The sequence below is a fragment of the Vibrio harveyi genome (genome assembly GCF_030060435.1).
Classification (GTDB): Bacteria; Pseudomonadota; Gammaproteobacteria; order Enterobacterales; family Vibrionaceae; genus Vibrio; species Vibrio harveyi.
In genome coordinates this window covers 495,054-510,295 of sequence record NZ_CP125876.1, presented here as the reverse complement: position 1 = coordinate 510,295, position 15,242 = coordinate 495,054, and the positions used below count along the sequence as shown (strand labels likewise).

Annotated in this window: 20 protein-coding genes; 11 read left to right on the top strand and 9 right to left on the bottom strand. The window is 45.1% G+C overall.

All coding sequences use genetic code 11. The features are described 5' to 3' along the window. Nucleotides 1-5 precede the first annotated feature (5 nt). Nucleotides 6-521: a TRAP transporter small permease gene (locus tag QMY49_RS18865; protein WP_005449960.1), complete on the bottom strand. Its 516-nt coding sequence runs from the start codon at nt 519-521 to the stop codon at nt 6-8. 321 nt (nt 522-842) lie between these two features. Between QMY49_RS18865 and QMY49_RS18860 the strand changes: the two genes are divergently transcribed. From QMY49_RS18860 to uxuA, 3 genes are all read left to right on the top strand, one after another. Then, nucleotides 843-1,826 carry a TRAP transporter substrate-binding protein gene (locus QMY49_RS18860; RefSeq protein ID WP_005449968.1) on the top strand — a complete coding sequence of 328 codons (984 nt, stop codon included), beginning with the start codon at nt 843-845 and terminating at the stop codon, nt 1,824-1,826. A 107-nt stretch (nt 1,827-1,933) separates the two neighbouring features. Continuing rightward, nucleotides 1,934-2,725: an FCD domain-containing protein gene (locus QMY49_RS18855; RefSeq protein ID WP_005449971.1), complete on the top strand. Its 792-nt coding sequence runs from the start codon at nt 1,934-1,936 to the stop codon at nt 2,723-2,725. 129 nt (nt 2,726-2,854) lie between these two features. Next, a complete protein-coding gene (gene uxuA, locus QMY49_RS18850) occupies nt 2,855-4,042 on the top strand; it encodes a mannonate dehydratase (protein WP_283316041.1) in 1,188 nt (395 codons plus the stop codon). Nucleotides 4,043-4,151: 109 nt separating this feature from the next. Here the strand turns inward: uxuA and QMY49_RS18845 are convergent, their stop codons facing one another. Then, a complete protein-coding gene (locus QMY49_RS18845) occupies nt 4,152-4,367 on the bottom strand; it encodes a helix-turn-helix domain-containing protein (RefSeq protein ID WP_283316040.1) in 216 nt (71 codons plus the stop codon). Nucleotides 4,368-4,378: 11 nt separating this feature from the next. Further along, complete coding sequence (locus tag QMY49_RS18840; RefSeq protein ID WP_005449975.1) at nt 4,379-4,906, bottom strand: DUF2975 domain-containing protein; 528 nt, start codon at nt 4,904-4,906, stop codon at nt 4,379-4,381. 164 nt (nt 4,907-5,070) lie between these two features. On the opposite strand from QMY49_RS18840, the gene QMY49_RS18835 reads away from it, so the two are divergent. The 6 genes from QMY49_RS18835 (at nt 5,071) to QMY49_RS18810 (ending at nt 9,982) form a co-directional block, all read left to right on the top strand. Then, nucleotides 5,071-5,415 (top strand): hypothetical protein, encoded by a 345-nt coding sequence (locus QMY49_RS18835; protein ID WP_005449978.1) that lies wholly within the window; start codon nt 5,071-5,073, stop codon nt 5,413-5,415. Nucleotides 5,416-5,574: 159 nt separating this feature from the next. After that, nucleotides 5,575-6,750 carry a MalY/PatB family protein gene (locus tag QMY49_RS18830; protein WP_283316039.1) on the top strand — a complete coding sequence of 392 codons (1,176 nt, stop codon included), beginning with the start codon at nt 5,575-5,577 and terminating at the stop codon, nt 6,748-6,750. Nucleotides 6,751-6,774: 24 nt separating this feature from the next. After that, entirely contained in the window at nt 6,775-7,173 is a 399-nt protein-coding gene (locus tag QMY49_RS18825) for a rhodanese-like domain-containing protein (RefSeq protein ID WP_050938633.1), read from the top strand. A gap of 76 nt (nt 7,174-7,249) precedes the next feature. Next, the gene (sigZ, locus tag QMY49_RS18820) at nt 7,250-7,810 is read left to right on the top strand and encodes an RNA polymerase sigma factor SigZ (RefSeq protein ID WP_050904151.1); all 561 of its coding nucleotides are present in this window, start codon (nt 7,250-7,252) and stop codon (nt 7,808-7,810) included. A 235-nt stretch (nt 7,811-8,045) separates the two neighbouring features. Beyond that, nucleotides 8,046-8,588: a peroxiredoxin-like family protein gene (locus QMY49_RS18815; RefSeq protein ID WP_005449990.1), complete on the top strand. Its 543-nt coding sequence runs from the start codon at nt 8,046-8,048 to the stop codon at nt 8,586-8,588. Nucleotides 8,589-8,743: 155 nt separating this feature from the next. Then, on the top strand, nt 8,744-9,982 hold the full coding sequence (locus tag QMY49_RS18810) for a DEAD/DEAH box helicase (RefSeq protein WP_009695851.1): 1,239 nt from the start codon (nt 8,744-8,746) through the stop codon (nt 9,980-9,982). A 78-nt stretch (nt 9,983-10,060) separates the two neighbouring features. On the opposite strand, the gene ompV is transcribed toward QMY49_RS18810, so the two are convergent. From ompV to QMY49_RS18785, 5 genes are all read right to left on the bottom strand, one after another. Then, nucleotides 10,061-10,837, bottom strand: coding sequence for an outer membrane protein OmpV (gene ompV, locus QMY49_RS18805; protein WP_009695852.1), 777 nt, complete (start codon nt 10,835-10,837; stop codon nt 10,061-10,063). 202 nt (nt 10,838-11,039) lie between these two features. After that, nucleotides 11,040-11,249, bottom strand: coding sequence for a hypothetical protein (locus QMY49_RS18800; RefSeq protein ID WP_005449994.1), 210 nt, complete (start codon nt 11,247-11,249; stop codon nt 11,040-11,042). 117 nt (nt 11,250-11,366) lie between these two features. Then, a complete protein-coding gene (locus QMY49_RS18795) occupies nt 11,367-11,873 on the bottom strand; it encodes a GNAT family N-acetyltransferase (RefSeq protein ID WP_005449995.1) in 507 nt (168 codons plus the stop codon). 200 nt (nt 11,874-12,073) lie between these two features. Continuing rightward, the gene (locus tag QMY49_RS18790) at nt 12,074-12,766 is read right to left on the bottom strand and encodes an MOSC domain-containing protein (protein ID WP_283316036.1); all 693 of its coding nucleotides are present in this window, start codon (nt 12,764-12,766) and stop codon (nt 12,074-12,076) included. Nucleotides 12,767-12,820: 54 nt separating this feature from the next. Continuing rightward, nucleotides 12,821-13,063 carry a hypothetical protein gene (locus tag QMY49_RS18785; RefSeq protein ID WP_283316034.1) on the bottom strand — a complete coding sequence of 81 codons (243 nt, stop codon included), beginning with the start codon at nt 13,061-13,063 and terminating at the stop codon, nt 12,821-12,823. A gap of 84 nt (nt 13,064-13,147) precedes the next feature. Between QMY49_RS18785 and QMY49_RS18780 the strand changes: the two genes are divergently transcribed. Continuing rightward, nucleotides 13,148-13,963, top strand: a complete 816-nt coding sequence (locus tag QMY49_RS18780) for an AraC family transcriptional regulator (RefSeq protein ID WP_277205264.1) — start codon at nt 13,148-13,150, stop codon at nt 13,961-13,963. 41 nt (nt 13,964-14,004) lie between these two features. Here QMY49_RS18780 and QMY49_RS18775 read toward each other — a convergent pair whose 3' ends face one another. Continuing rightward, nucleotides 14,005-14,487: an Lrp/AsnC family transcriptional regulator gene (locus QMY49_RS18775; RefSeq protein WP_005450000.1), complete on the bottom strand. Its 483-nt coding sequence runs from the start codon at nt 14,485-14,487 to the stop codon at nt 14,005-14,007. Nucleotides 14,488-14,608: 121 nt separating this feature from the next. Here QMY49_RS18775 and QMY49_RS18770 point away from each other — a divergent pair, with 121 nt between their 5' ends. Beyond that, a complete protein-coding gene (locus QMY49_RS18770; protein WP_009695858.1) occupies nt 14,609-15,208 on the top strand; it encodes a LysE family translocator in 600 nt (199 codons plus the stop codon). Nucleotides 15,209-15,242 lie beyond the last annotated feature (34 nt).

Here is a 15,242-nt window from a genome sequence, read left to right as displayed (position 1 = left end):
ACCCTCTATTGATCAAGTTGGGTGTCGGTGAGTAGGGCTTCACCAGACGTCAATTGTTTGATGCGGTCAAAAGCAAATACCGCCGAGTAGAAGATCATCAGTGCGCCACTAATTGGAAGGCAGAAGTAGATGTAGCCCATTTCCAAGCCTAGTGCTGGCGTTAACTGACCCGTAGCCAGTGTTTTCATCGCCAGTTGAGTACCGCCGTGAACCAATACCACGTAAGAGAACAGGGCAATGGCAATTTGGATGACGATTTCATTGATGAGTTTGCGTTTGCCTTGCAGCTTCATTGTCAGCAAGTCGATAGCAAGGTGACGTTTCAGACCAGTGGTGTATGCGGCACCAATAAGGGCTACCCACATAAAGAGATAACGAGCAAGTTCATCGGTCACGGTACTTGGTCTACCAATAACGTAACGAGATAGCACTTGCCAGACCACGCAAAAAACGAGGAAGGTCGACAGAGAGATGGTAAAGGCGGCCAACCCTCTATTTATGTATTTGACCAATTTATTCATTTTAGTTTCCTTTCAGTAAATACGCGTATCTCATAACAATTGGTTTACCAATGTAAGAATGTGTTTCTGTGTAGGGCAGTAACATACGCTAATCTTTCTGGTCGGATTATAAGTTAGCCGATTTGGTTGTCACGTGAGCAGGTTCACAAATGGATTGGTTGACCAATTTAAGGGTTCTTATTGTGATTTTGGTCAATCAATTTGCTTTTTTGTTTTGACGATAGGTTTTTCGATCGCCAATAATGACCTCGAAACAAGAAATACCGTGAAAAATTAAAACTACCCTACATATTGGACAACCAATCCAAGGAGAATAGAACAATGATGACGCGTAAGACTCTTTTAAGCGCTGTAGTAGGTGCTGCAATGACCTTCGGCGCCACTGCTTCTGCTTATGCTGCGACCACTTTGAAGCTAAGTCACAACCACCCTCGTGACCATGCAGTACATAAAGCAATGGACTTTATGGCAAAAGAAGTTCGTGAAATGACAGACGGTGAAGTTCGTATCCGTATCTACCCTGATGCGCAGTTAGGCACTCAGCGTGAATCGATGGAGCTAATGCAAAACGGTGCTCTGGATATGGTGAAGAGTAACGCGGCAGAATTGGAAGCTTTCTCCCCAGCTTATGCGGCATTCAACATGCCTTACTTGTTCCGCGATAAAGACCACTACTACAAAGTGACCGACGGTGAAGTAGGTCGTGAAATCCTGAATTCTTCAGCAGACAGCGGCTTTATTGGTGTGACTTACTACGATGCTGGTGCTCGTAGCTTTTACACCAACAAGCCAATCAATACGCCTGAAGATCTAAAAGGTCTGAAAGTGCGTGTACAGCCGAGCCCATCTGCGATTGCGATGGTAAAAGCGTTAGGTGGTAACCCAACACCATTGGCATACGGTGAGCTATACACAGCATTACAACAAGGCGTGGTGGATGCAGCGGAAAACAACATCCCATCATTTAGCTTGAGCCGTCACAGTGAGGTATCGAAATACTTCAGCCTAGACGAGCACACAATGGTGCCAGACGTATTGGTTATTTCGACTAAAACGTACGACAAGCTAACACCTGAGCAGCAAAAAGCACTGATGAAAGCAGCAGCAGACTCTTCTGAATACATGAAGAAATTGTGGGCTGAGTCAGAAGCAAAAGAGCGTACAAAAGCTGAAAAGATGGGCGTAACTTTTGTTGAACCAAATAAAGCGGCATTCGTTGAAGCGGTTCAACCAATGTACGCGGACTTAGAAAAGACAAATCCTGAATTAAATGAACTGGTTGAGAAGATCAAAGCAGTTAAGTAATTCACAAAGTAATTAGTAATAAACAATCGAAAACAAGGTGTTACCACATTCTGGTACATAGAGGTTGACCAATTGTTATTGGTCGTTATGATGGCGTGAGAAGTTAGATGGAATATAGTGATAATATCATCATGATGCCTTTTGAACCGAAAAGACCGTATCAAGAGATCGGTTTAGTCCTTAGACAAGAACTTATCAATGGCCGTTACGTGGTCGGAGATAGGCTGCCGCCTGAGCGCGATATCGCAGAACGTCTCGACGTTAGCCGCACAGTAGTGCGTGAAGCGATCATCATGCTGGAGCTGGAAAACCTTGTCGAAGTGAAGAAAGGTTCTGGGGTGTATGTTATCAATATTCCATCTCAACCGAACTCCCGTGAGAACGTGATCAGCGATGATGCCGGTCCGTTTGAAATGCTCCAAGCTCGCCAGTTACTTGAAAGTAACATTGCGGAATTTGCAGCGATGCAAGTAACGCCAGGCGACATCGTGAAAATGCGTGCAGCCCTTGAGTTAGAACGAGAAGAACTCGCCAGCGGTACCGCAGATTGTAACGGTGATGAGAAGTTTCATATGTGCATTGCAGAGGCAACTCAAAACTCTGTGCTGGTGGACATGCTGAAGCAATCTTGGGAGCGACGTGAGAGCAGCCCAATGTGGAATAAACTTCATTCTCACATTGCTGGTCAAGACTACCGTGAAGAGTGGTTAGACGATCACGCCAAAATCCTTGCCGCATTGCAGCGTAAAGATCCAATCGCTGCAAAAAATGCCATGTGGCAACACCTTGAAAACGTTAAACAGCGCCTGTTGGAGCTGTCTGACATCGATGACCCGAATTTTGATGGTTACTTATTCAGTTCCAACCCTGTTGTTCTGCAGGGCGCTGAAAACGGTTAACCACATTGCCGGCTTCGGTCGGCTCTAGTCAGCGCAGCTGCATTATCGTGGCTGCATATTAAGAAGTCGTTGTGCACTTAGCTTGATAAATTCGAGCGGGCTGAGTGCGTCTTAAAAAAGGTGAGTGTCATGGAACAAACTTGGCGTTGGTACGGTCCGAATGACCCTGTGTCGCTAGACGATATTCGTCAAGCAGGCGCAACAGGCATTGTGAATGCCTTGCATCACATTCCAAATGGTGAAGTGTGGTCTAAAGAAGAGATTTTAAAACGTAAAGCCATCATCGAAGAGAAAGGCTTAACGTGGTCGGTGGTTGAAAGTGTTCCTGTTCACGAAGAAATCAAAACTCAGACGGGCAACTTCCAACAATGGATCGACAACTACAAACAAACGCTGCGTAATCTTGCTGAGTGCGGCGTAGATACGGTCTGCTACAACTTTATGCCAGTACTCGACTGGACACGTACTGACCTTGAATTTGAAATGCCGGATGGCTCTAAAGCGCTACGCTTTGACCAAATCGCATTTGCGGCATTTGAGCTGCATATTCTTAAGCGTCCGGGCGCAGAAGCGAATTATACCGAAGCTGAGCAAGCGCAAGCCCTTGAATACTTCAACAACATGACGGCGGATCAAATTCAACAACTGACAAGCAACATCATTGCTGGTTTGCCGGGCGCAGAAGAAGGCTACACACTAGAAGAGTTCCAAGCACAATTGGACCGTTACTCGGGCATCAGCAAAGACAAACTCCGTGAGCACATGGCGCACTTCTTGGCAGAACTCATGCCAGTGTGTGAAGCGCATGGTTTGAAGTTGGCGGTACACCCAGACGATCCACCGCGCCCAATTCTTGGTCTGCCACGCATTGTGTCAACCATCGAAGATATTGATTGGTTGACTGAAAAAGTACCAAGCAAAATGAATGGTTTAACCATGTGTACCGGTTCTTACGGTGTTCGTGGTGACAACGACCTAGTGAAAATGATTAAAAAGCACGGTGACCGTGTTTACTTCACTCACTTGCGTTCAACCAAACGTGAAGAAAGCAACCCGATGACATTCCACGAAGCGGCGCACCTTGATGGCGATGTGGATATGTACAATGTGGTGATGGCAATTTTGGATGAAGAACAACGCCGCGCAGAAGTGGGCGATCACCGTTTAATTCCTATGCGTCCTGACCATGGTCACCAAATGCTGGATGATTTGAAGAAGAAGACCAACCCAGGCTACTCAGCCATCGGTCGCTTGAAAGGTCTTGCGGAAGTGCGTGGACTAGAGATGGCACTAAAACGCGCTTTCTACACTAAGTAATTGAATTTAGTAAGCACACCAGAGAGTGCCATCAAACCATATTAATAAAAGCAAAAAACCGAAGCGTAATGCTTCGGTTTTTATTTAAGCTGATTAGGGATGAAGGGTGTTAATCGTTGTCATCCGGCACAAACTCTAAAATATCACCTGGTTGGCAATTTAAATGCGTACATATGGCTTCCAAAGTGGCTAACTTAACCGCCTTAGCACGACCATTTTTGAGTACCGATAAGTTTTGTTCAGTAATACCAATGAGCTTCGCTAGTTCATTAGAGCGCATCTTCCGTTTTGCCAGCATTACATCCAAGTTGATTACAATCGCCATATACCATTCACTTAAATTGTCAGCTCACTTTCTTCTTGTAGCTCGACTGCTCTATCCATCACTACAGCGATGACTCGGACAATAAAACCGATGACCATCATAGTAATGTCGCTGTCGTCTACTTCCGCTGACACATTCCAATTCCCGTCATTGTACGACAAAGCCAAGCTAAGAAGCACGTCCATCGTGACTTCAATAAACGGTGTTGCGATCAGTAAGTAGCTGAGTTTCTTGAAACACTCCGTATTTTGGCGTTCAAAAATCTGCCCTTTCTCATACAAACGGAAAAGGACGATGAGCTGCCACAGTAAGGCCACTGTCAGTAGTGTTGAGATCATGCTTGGGAAGTAGCCAATTATAGAACGCGTAACGGAAAGAGGGAGCGCCACTTCAATAGGAAAGGTGGCGTGAAACCACTCCGCATCAAACATAGTTGCCCCAAACCAAAAGACGGTATTGAGCACAACCGTGAAGATCATAGAAAACCAAAATAGGATAAGTAGCTTACGACTAAAGTTGCTTATGGAATGTTGAGACATGACAAACCTCATATCAGATTTAATTTTTCGCTCATCCTAATCAGTTAAAAATAATATCGCAATAAAAACTTATCGTTTTACGATAATTTTTTATTGCTTTTCTTAATGCGAGTATTTAATGTTGCCAAGTGGATTTATAAAATTGATGAATAAAGGTACGGGGAATGAATAAGGCGATTTTTTTTACAACGACGTTGCTAACGGTATCTGCTCCTAGCTTAGCTGAGGGTATTTTTTTGGATGATTTGGCAAAAGACTACAATCTTGAAGAGAGCAATACATGGGAGAGCTCTCCATACGCGCTGGATACAACGCCAAAACATGACGCTTTTACCGATGATAAATGTACGCGAGGGACAGAAGAGCAATTCACATCTCTTGCCGATGCGAACAAAAAGAAAAACGTCGAGTGCTACATCACGCATTTTCCAAACAGCAACATTAAAACCCGCATGCAGTCGAATGACGATGGCGATGTTAGTGTTGGCTTCTCATGGGATTTTGATTAACCACAGTTATTTATTGTGAATTTTTGCTCTTTAACACTATGATTCTTAGCGTAAAAAGTGATCGAAAGTCACTTTTATAATGAAGAGTTGCAAATAATCTGCGTCTTTTTCTTTGCGATGTCGTCTTATTAGACACAACTATTTTGACCGGAGAATTCCATGTTCAAGCCGCAACCAACGCGTTCAGACATTAAAGACAAATTCATCAAGCACGATAGCCAAATGCTCAACCAAGTGTACGGAACAGACCAAGTCGTACCGTATTGGATTGCCGATATGGACTTTCCTATTGCATCACCTATTTCGCAAGCGATGCAGCAACTTGTCAGCCGTGAAACCTTCTCATATGAGTTTGATAGCAAGACGGTTTTTCAGTCCATTGCTGATTGGAATAAGGATTTGCATGGTCTTGAGCTTAGCACTGATAACTTTGTTCAAGTGCCGGGCGTACTGAGTGCGATTGCGCTCCTGATTCGCGAGTTCACCAAAGAAGGTGAGGGCGTTCTGATCCAGACACCGGTTTATCATCAATTCCGACGTTTGATTGAGTCAGTTGGCCGAACCGTTGTGGGCAACACAATGAAAATTGAAAATGACCACTACGTGATGGACTTTGAACTGCTTGAAAACCAGTTGAAAAGTGGTGAAGTGCAAATGATTTTGCTGTGCAATCCTCATAACCCAGTGGGGCGTGTTTGGACCAAAGCTGAACTAGAGCGCATGGTGGCATTAGCTGAGAAATACAAGGTGATGATCATCAGCGATGAAGTGCATGCCGACATCGTATTTGAAGGTTCAACCTTTACCAGTATGACTTCATTAGGTTATGAAAACAGCCTGACGATCATTGGTTCTCCGGCGAAAAACTTTGGTTTGAACAGCATCTCTAGCGGCTACATTTACAGCGATAACCAAGCACTTTTCGAGAAGATAAAAGCGACATCCGCTTCACTTTCTATCGATCATGGCAATGCGTTTACTACCTATGCGACGATTGCGGCTTACCAACAGGGCAAAGAGTGGTTTGAAGGTTTTCATGCTTACACTCAAAACAATCGTAACTGGATTATTGAGTTTATTGAACACAACTTGCCACAGGTGAAAGCATTCCTGCCACAAGGAACCAATCAAATTTGGTTGGATTTTTCTGGTTTAGAATTGGAATCTTCTCAGTTAAAAACCTTGCTGACAGAAGAAGCCAAAATGGCACTGACGCCAGGTACTTGGTTTGGTGAACCCAATGAAAACTACTACCGCATGAACTTCGCTTGTTCTTTAGAGCAAATTCAAACCTCGTTTGAGCTGCTTAAAGCCGCTGTCTATAAACGCAAATAAGTGAAGTGGTAAGAGAATAAAACGATGACACAAACCATCACCAAAGGCATTAAAGCCCTAGCGGAAGAGGCGCGCTTGAGTGTCGCAGATCTCTCTATTGAGGATGCTAAAGCGCTGTTTGCAGACGAAGGTTATGTATTCGTGGATGTACGAGAAGCCGATGAAAGGCGCAAACTTGGCGTGATTCCGGGGGCATTTACCTGCCCAAGAGGCATGTTGGAGTTTTTGATTGATCCACAATGCCCAGTGCATAACCCAGTCTTTGCTCAAGATAAAACGTACGTCTTTTACTGTGCGCATGGGCTTCGTTCCCTCTATGCGGCAAAACAAGCCGCTGACATGGGGCTTGGGCCTGTGCTCAACCTTGTTGGTGGTTTTGCTGAATGGATGAAAGCAGATGGCGCGGTTGAGTCTGAGTCATAATGTATAGGTCATACTTGCCATATGGCTTATATTTCGATTAATATCGAATTATTGTTTTATGTATAGAGACCGTCGCATGTTAGCAGAGTGGTTGGCACACAAAGAGCAGCTCAAAAACTACATTGTCAAACAGACCAGTGATCCCGATTTAGCCGATGACATTTTGCAAGAGGTGTACATCAAGGCGAGTCAAAAGATCGACCAGTTAGAAGCGCGAAGCAAAATCAAAAGTTGGTTATATCGCATCACGCACAACGCGATCATGGATCACTATCGTACGCAGCAAAGTTATGAAGAGCTGATAGACAATCAGGTTGAAGAGAAAATGCCGATTGAGTTGGAGAATCTCCAAACCATGGGGCATTGTTTGCGTCCAATGTTTGAGTGCCTACCAGAGAAATATCGCCAAGCCATGATTTTGTCTGAACTCGATGGTTTGCCTCAACAAATGGTAGCGGATCAGTTGGGGCTTTCGCTTTCTGCGACGAAAAGCCGAATTCAGCGCGGTCGAGTTAAGCTCAAAGCCTTGTTAGTTGAGTACTGTAATGTTGAAGCTGGGCGAGGAGGTATCGTTGATTTCTCACCAGAACCGCAGTGCCTTCACATGGCTCAAATGTATAGTGCTGAAGTGGCATAAAGCTAAAATATCCGCTCGATTTACAATGTAAAAGCGCAGAGTTTTGGTTCTGCGTTCACATTTTTAAAAGTTGTGGTTATTGAACGTATTAATTCTGACAAATGTAACGAATACATTCGATGATAACTCCGGTCTCTTGATTAGGGCGCGACATGTGAGGGCAGCAATGCCCTCCACTCCAACCTGTGTCGCGCCCGCTTTACCGTGAACAATGTGAAGTAAATAGGACTGAATAATGACAACGACGAAATTTACCGCAGGTGATTTGTTTCCCTCTATCACTCTACCAACGTTAAATGGCGATACAATCGTGCTAGGTAAGCCTTCAGAGAATGTCGATTGGCGTTTAGTGGTGGTTTACCGTGGCAAACATTGCCCTTTGTGTACTCGCTATCTCAACCAACTAGAGACACTAAAAGCGCGATTCTTACAACTCGGGATGGATATCGTAGCGGTGTCCGCAGATAGCCAAGCACAGCTAGAGCAGCATAAGGAGCAACTGACCGTCACGTTCCCAGTCGCTTATGGTCTGACAGTAGAGCAGATGCAAACGCTAGGTTTGTATATCTCGGAGCCTCGCTCAGAAAAAGAGACAGACCATCTTTTTGCAGAGCCAGGTTTGTTTGTGGTGAACAGTAAAGGACAAGTTCAGTTAGTTGATATTTCCAACGGTCCATTCGCTCGACCTGACCTAGAAGTCTTGCTCTCAGGGTTGGCGTTTATCCGTAACCCAGAAAATGATTACCCTATTCGTGGTACCTACCAAGCGGCAATCTAATCACTGTTTTGGTTTGAGGTATTAAAAACCAACGACGTTCGCAGACTTCCTCTTCTAAAATTGGATTGTTCGTCTCCTAGATTGTGGTAAAGTCCGCGCCTGCGATTTACCGCATCTTTTACTGCCTCTTCAATCAAAAGCACAAGGTTAAGCTAATGCCATTTTCTACTCTCTCTTTGAGTTCTGAGCTGATTCACGCACTGCCAAAAGACTTTAAGAAGCCAACTGATATTCAGGCTTTGGCTATTCCTGAGCTACTCAGTGGTAAAGATGTGTTGGCATTGGCAAATACAGGCAGTGGTAAAACCCTTGCGTATGGTTTGCCTTTGTTGGAAAAGCTAAGTGTAAATCCAGAGCAAAAAGCGCTGATTCTAGTACCTACACGTGAACTGGCGACACAAGTGAGCGAGGCGATTAACCAAGTTGGTCAATCTATTGGTCTTAACGCAGTGTGTTTGTGTGGTGGCGTTGATAAAGAGCAGCAACTACAAGCACTTGCGTCAAATCCCCACATTCTTGTGGCGACAACCGGTCGTTTAGTTGATCTGGTGAACAACGGTTTGGTCTTGAGTAATATCCATTATCTAGTGTTGGATGAAGCGGATCGTTTGCTGGATATGGGCTTTTGGCCAGACGTGCAAAATATTGCAGGGCAGATTTCAAACCAGCGTCAAACCGCGATGTTCTCAGCAACGTTTTCTGATGAGTTGAAGGGCAAAGCCAAGCAACTCATGCACGCACCAAAACAGGTAGCAGCGCATCAAGAAAACAGCACCAATCAAGCTATTGCCGAAACGCTGTATCTCGTCAACAAAGGCAGCAAAACCAAAGCGTTGGTTGAACTGATCAAGCAAAATGCATGGGCGCAGGTATTGGTATTTATTGGCGCGAAAGAGAACGCTGATGGTTTGGCGAAGAAATTGAACAAAGCTGGAATTACAACCAATGCGCTGCACGGTAATAAGAGCCAAGCAGAGCGAGAAGAAGCGTTGGCGCAGTTTAAGTCCGGGCAAACACAGGTGTTGATCGCTACCGATCTATTAGCTCGCGGTATTCACATCGAGCAACTACCAGTAGTAATTAACTTTGAATTGCCAATGCATGCGGAAACATACGTTCACCGAGTTGGGCGCACAGCGCGTGCTGGCGAGCAAGGTGTCGCAATGTCGCTGGTCTGCCATGGAGAAACCGAAGCGCTTACAGCGATCCGTAACTTGACGCAACGTGAATTGCCAACGCAAGACCTTGAAGGTTTCCCTGTAACGGATAAGCCATCAACAGGCGAAAGCAAGCGCGCCCCACGTGATAAAAAAGCCAATCGCCGAACCAATGCCAAAAAGAGCATTAAGCAGTTTCAAGGTAAGCCGAAACGTCAAGCGCCTAAAGCTAAATGAGCAAAACCAAATAAAAAAAAGCCATCGTAATGATGGCTTTTTAATTAAATGGAGTGTGTGTCTAAATAGGGGTAGTGCTTAGAAGTTGTAAGAAACTGTCGCGCCTACTGCCCATTGGTTTGCACTGTCTACGATAGAAGAATCGCTGATGCCACTACCTAGACGAGTGTATTGTGATACTTGGCTGATTTGCCAGTGCTCAGTGATTGGCACTACCAGTTTGTAACCTAAACCGTAGTTTACGGTTGCATCGCCTTTGTATGCTTTGCGGTTTGCACGTGCTTCTTTGTCTGTTACACCGAAGTAGTAATCAACGTAATCTTTGCTTTGGTAAGACACGCTCGCAAATGGTACGAAATCAACATTACCGATATTCATGATATGGAAGTAAGTAGCACCGCCTTGGAAGCCTTTGTAAGCACCTGATACATCATGTTGTAGGTAAGTTGAGATCACGTTGTTTGGATCAAGTCTGAAATCTGCGTTCAAACCTAGATCGATCGCGATATCACGTCGTTTCGTACCTTTTAGGCTTTTCGCTACATCGCTATCACGAGGTACACCGCTACCTACCACGTAAGCACTCATGTTAAGTAGTTCATCGTTGTCACCTAGGAAACGGTAGTTAATACCGCCTAAATCAGCGTTGAAGTCTTCACCATGGTAGCCACCGTTTAGAACTGGCGCAGTGTTGTGTTTTTGGTCTTTGAAAAGATCGCTCGCTTGTACTACGCCAGCTTCGACCATCCAGCCACCTTCGTTGTTGTAGATGTTACCGTTACGAATGTAAGTATCACCCGCTGTTGCCGTGCCTGCAGCCGTCAACGTTAATAATGCAATAATTGTTTTGTTCATTGTTCTGTCCCAGTTGTTTGGTTTTGAACGCTGTACAAAATAAAATTGTAACCCTCTATCAGCAGAGCGTATGGAAGTGTAATGATGACTTTAAGAAATGTATGGTTTCGCCTAAAAAAAACGCTAAGAAGTAGAACCATGCCCGCTGTGAAGGCATGGTTGAGACATTGGTATAGATGATCTCTATCGCCGTTTAGATGGTTTAACTGGGTTTGCGGTGAAGGTACTTCATGACTTTCCCTTGCTTCCACATCATAACGCCTGTGATAGCAACGACGGGAACAAGTACAAATAACGTTAACGTCATGAACATTTCATTTGCCTTCAGCGGTGAATAAAGCGCTGCACCCACCAACAGCGCACACAATATATGCATCCATCTTAAAACCAATCTTACTAACTGTCCGCTCATTGCCTTTCTCCTTTGCTTTGTTTCAATACACGATACAGAGCAAAGTGATGACGGTTTTGGCTTTGAGATAAAACGCCTAATAGCGTTATAAGTGAACGTATAGAATGATGAATGGTTTTATGCTGAGCAGATAACTTTCGGAATGTGTCTAAGACCCAACATAGTGCATCCGTCTTCCAAGTAGCTATCGGTGACAACATCGAAGCCGAACTTGCCGTAGTAGTCTCTCAAGTGTGCTTGTGCGGAAATAAAAATGCTGTCGTTCGGGTAGATCTTTCTTGTGGCATCGAAGCTCACTTGCATCAATTGGTTACCGATGTTTTTCCCTCTGTAGTCCTCTGCGACGATAACGCGACCAATACACACGTCATTGGCATCAGAGTTCAGCAAGGGTAAAACGTCAACGGGATATCCGAGTTTCGGAGGCATAATACGACTATAAGCCACCAGACGTTCATTATCATACCCCATCACGTGGTAGGTGTCGGGATGGTTATCTTTACCATCCAAATCGCTGTATGGCGTGTTCATGTCTACGATGAAAATATTGACTCTTTGCTGCAAAAAATCGTAAAGCTCTTGAACAGACAGGTCTGCGAATTTCTTAATTCTCCACTCGAGCATCATGCTTCCCCTTGTATTATTTTGGGTACAACATAAAGAGTATTTGTACGGGATTCATTAACCTTTGTTAATTGCTAAGCTCCAGCTTAAATACAGATTTGCTGTATTGAACGGCTAAAAAGCAAAAGCCCCACTGACTTGGTAGTGGGGCTAATATTGGAAGGGATACGCTTCCTTCTCTCAGGGAGTCAAAACGGGAATTAACCCGCAGTCGGACCAACCAAACGCATTTCCCAATCTTCGACTTCACCGGTTTCTAGGCGGCGCTCAACAAGCTTGCCCCAAGATTCAACTAATGGAAGTTCCGCCAGTTGGCTTAGCTCTGTTTTATCTAGGCAACCAGTAAATACTGCGCCCATGATGCGAGCCAATGACCAGTCTGGGTAAGGTCTTTCGCACAGAATAATCTCGTCACCTGCACCGATATCGCCCTCTTGTAGCACTCGGAAGTACCAGCCTGTTCGAAGCGTGTCTTGCAGTCTTCTCGCCATGTCGTTTTGCTCGAAGCGGACGTTGAGTTTCCAGCAAGGCATGCGCCCTTGGGATACTTCCAGCAAGGTTGAGCCGATGCGGATTTTATCTTTCAGGCAAATGGACGCTTCTGTTACGCCGCTTGAGCTTAAGTTCTCACCGAACGCGCCAACTGATTGGAAAATCGCTTTGTCGCCCAACTCTTGTTGCCAAATCGGATAGTGCTCGCTTGGGTAAATATGAAGGGCTTTTTGAATCCCACCATGAAAGCGCGGATCGCCTTGTTCGTCATTGGTAAAACCCAGTTCTGTTGCGTGCTGACGCTGAGGTAGAACCTGTTTGTTAATCGCACTTTTCGCACCATGTGCAAAGGCAACGGTTTTACCTGCTAATACGCTGTTAACTACGCCTAACTTCTTCATATTCTTTCCTTATCGCTAAAACTGATTTGCCAAACGGCGTGAGACAAAATCACGTTATCGCTCACCCAATGATTTGAATACCGGAATCGCTGCCAGTACTTCAATGCGCTTTTCTGTGCTTTTTAAGTAGCGCGTTTCGCTATCTGAAACCAACACATGACGTTGATAACCTTCCGTTTTAGGAAACTTGGTTAACACGGTTTCAAGCGATGCTTCGCACTTGTCTTGGTTGATGTTATCAATATTGACTTTGAATAAGAGTTGGTTTTCTTTGGATATTTCAACTTGATATCGCATACGTCGCACCTCACGGCTTCATTCACTTTGCCGAGCATGATAGCCTAGTGAACTTGTGTCAGAGTAGGGATGTAAGGACAGTTAATGATGCCAACCCGCCAAATCGATTCTCACTCCGGTGTTATGACCTCCAATGAGATGATGGCTGCCAATCCTCACTCTCCAGCTTTGGTTAAGACCATCGACATGCCGAAAGGTTACATTGATGCGCTGCACCAACACACGTGGCATCAAGTCATTTTCCCGATCAAAGGGCTATTGCAAACCAAAACCGAGCACTACCAACACCTTGTGCCTCATACCTCTGCGCTGTTTGTACCTGCGGGTATTCAACATGAATCCATCGCGCTAAGCCATACGACATTTGTCGGTATCTATCTAAACCCTAAGTTTGGTACTGAGTACGAGCATCAAGTTAGAACCATCACTCTCACGCCGTTCTTAAACGAGTTGTTACAGGAAATACGCCGCCAGTGCGAAGGGCTCGTGAGTGATGAGGAAGTATCACGATTGCTTGGCGTGTTGCATGATCAAATCATGAAAGATAACGTGCAGACCTTTCAGTTACTGCTGCCAGAAGACCGACGCTTAAAGCTGATATTTGAAGCGCTGACCGACACGCCAGCATTAGATTGGTCACTCAAACAGTGGGGAGAGAAAGTCGGCGCATCCGAGCGAACTTTGTCGCGCCTGTTCTCCAAAGAGTTCAACACCTCATTTCAACTTTGGCGGCAACAAATTCGGCTGATTTATTCGCTCTCTTTGCTGGACGAAGAGCTCTCGATCCAAAGCATTGCCGATCAAGTGGGGTATCAAAATGACTCTTCTTACATCAAAGCGTTTAAAGCCTATTTTGATGTCACCCCACAGCAGTTTCGTGTTAATGGGCGACGGGGATAGCGAGTCCAATCTTGCCCACAACATCAGTCTCGTCCATCACACTACTCTAACGGCAACTGGAAAGTACTCTTGATTTCCTTAACGGAGACGTTGGATTGAATGGCGCTGATGCCTTTCACGCGGCGAATAGCACTGATGCGGTCAAAGTATTCGTCTAAATCTCTCGCCACCACTTGCACCATGTAATCCGCGCTGCCTGCAATGCAGTGACACATTAAGATCCAATCGGTTTCTGCGACAAAGTCTTCAAAAGGCGTGGTGTTTTCTACCTCATGACTGCCGAGGGTAACCAGAGTAAAACCAGAAACTTGGAAACCGAGTTTTTTACGGTTCAGCTTTGCAGCGTAACCCTCAATGTAACCTTCCTCTTCCATTTTCTTCCAGCGTCGCCAGCATGGCGTTTCACTCAGGTTGACGGTCTCGGCAAGCTTAGAATTGCTCATGCGACCATCTTTCTGAATATGGTCAAGAATGGCGAAATCGGTACTATCCAATTCAAAGTTGGTGGATTCTTTCTTTTTCATAATTATTTTAGAAATAGTCTGCTCAAATTGACTTTTATCGTAGCGCAGATAGCAATTTTCTTTCTACCCAAATCGTTAGACTGTTTCCCATATTCGTTGATTACTTTTTGGGAGAGAGTGCATGAGTGCTCAATTGCTGGCGGCATTTTTATTGTTTGCCGTTTCTATTTCTTTAACGCCGGGAGCGGGTAACGTCGCGCTGTTAGGTATTTCAAGCCGATATGGGTTTTCTGCGACCGTGCCGTTTGTATTGGGCAATGCAGTCGGGGTGATCATCATGTTGGTTGGTGCAAGTGTGGGGCTTGTCAGTTTGTTTACCCTTTACCCAGATTTGTACACAGCGTTGAAGTGGATTGGTGCGGCCTACCTGCTGTATCTCGCATGGTCGATTGCCACAATGGAACTCGACAACGATTTGAATGCGAAAAAGTCCGGCTTTTTATCTGGCGTTTGGGTGCAAATTCTCAATCCGAAAAGTTGGGTCGCATCGCTGACAGTGTTCTCTCAATTTATCTCGCCAAACAATGATTACCTGACTCAAGTGGTGATCATTATCAGCGTGATGGTAGGAACCGGTGTGCTGGGGATGTTTGCGTGGGCGTACTTTGGCACCGTATTGAACCGCTTTATTCAGTCACCACAAAAGGTGGTGTGGGTAAACCGATGCATGGGCAGCAGCCTAGCGTTAGTGGTGGTGTTTATGCTGAGTCAACCCGTTTAGGCTCTTATCCAATTTGACGCGCGCGCCGAGAAAA

Bases quoted from the DNA above. Each gene is read 5' to 3' on its own strand.
- uxuA (WP_283316041.1), top strand. From the start codon at position 2,855: ATGGAACAAACTTGGCGTTGGTACGGTCCGAATGACCCTGTGTCGCTA.
- QMY49_RS18830 (WP_283316039.1), top strand. From the start codon at position 5,575: ATGTTCAAGCCGCAACCAACGCGTTCAGACATTAAAGACAAATTCATC.
- QMY49_RS18860 (WP_005449968.1), top strand. From the start codon at position 843: ATGATGACGCGTAAGACTCTTTTAAGCGCTGTAGTAGGTGCTGCAATG.
- QMY49_RS18795 (WP_005449995.1), bottom strand. From the start codon at position 11,873: ATGCTCGAGTGGAGAATTAAGAAATTCGCAGACCTGTCTGTTCAAGAG.
- ompV (WP_009695852.1), bottom strand. From the start codon at position 10,837: ATGAACAAAACAATTATTGCATTATTAACGTTGACGGCTGCAGGCACG.
- QMY49_RS18800 (WP_005449994.1), bottom strand. From the start codon at position 11,249: ATGAGCGGACAGTTAGTAAGATTGGTTTTAAGATGGATGCATATATTG.
- QMY49_RS18775 (WP_005450000.1), bottom strand. From the start codon at position 14,487: ATGAAAAAGAAAGAATCCACCAACTTTGAATTGGATAGTACCGATTTC.
- QMY49_RS18810 (WP_009695851.1), top strand. From the start codon at position 8,744: ATGCCATTTTCTACTCTCTCTTTGAGTTCTGAGCTGATTCACGCACTG.
- QMY49_RS18780 (WP_277205264.1), top strand. From the start codon at position 13,148: ATGATGCCAACCCGCCAAATCGATTCTCACTCCGGTGTTATGACCTCC.
- QMY49_RS18770 (WP_009695858.1), top strand. From the start codon at position 14,609: ATGAGTGCTCAATTGCTGGCGGCATTTTTATTGTTTGCCGTTTCTATT.
- QMY49_RS18785 (WP_283316034.1), bottom strand. From the start codon at position 13,063: ATGCGATATCAAGTTGAAATATCCAAAGAAAACCAACTCTTATTCAAA.
- QMY49_RS18845 (WP_283316040.1), bottom strand. From the start codon at position 4,367: ATGGCGATTGTAATCAACTTGGATGTAATGCTGGCAAAACGGAAGATG.
- sigZ (WP_050904151.1), top strand. From the start codon at position 7,250: ATGTTAGCAGAGTGGTTGGCACACAAAGAGCAGCTCAAAAACTACATT.
- QMY49_RS18865 (WP_005449960.1), bottom strand. From the start codon at position 521: ATGAATAAATTGGTCAAATACATAAATAGAGGGTTGGCCGCCTTTACC.
- QMY49_RS18815 (WP_005449990.1), top strand. From the start codon at position 8,046: ATGACAACGACGAAATTTACCGCAGGTGATTTGTTTCCCTCTATCACT.
- QMY49_RS18835 (WP_005449978.1), top strand. From the start codon at position 5,071: ATGAATAAGGCGATTTTTTTTACAACGACGTTGCTAACGGTATCTGCT.
- QMY49_RS18825 (WP_050938633.1), top strand. From the start codon at position 6,775: ATGACACAAACCATCACCAAAGGCATTAAAGCCCTAGCGGAAGAGGCG.
- QMY49_RS18790 (WP_283316036.1), bottom strand. From the start codon at position 12,766: ATGAAGAAGTTAGGCGTAGTTAACAGCGTATTAGCAGGTAAAACCGTT.
- QMY49_RS18840 (WP_005449975.1), bottom strand. From the start codon at position 4,906: ATGTCTCAACATTCCATAAGCAACTTTAGTCGTAAGCTACTTATCCTA.
- QMY49_RS18855 (WP_005449971.1), top strand. From the start codon at position 1,934: ATGGAATATAGTGATAATATCATCATGATGCCTTTTGAACCGAAAAGA.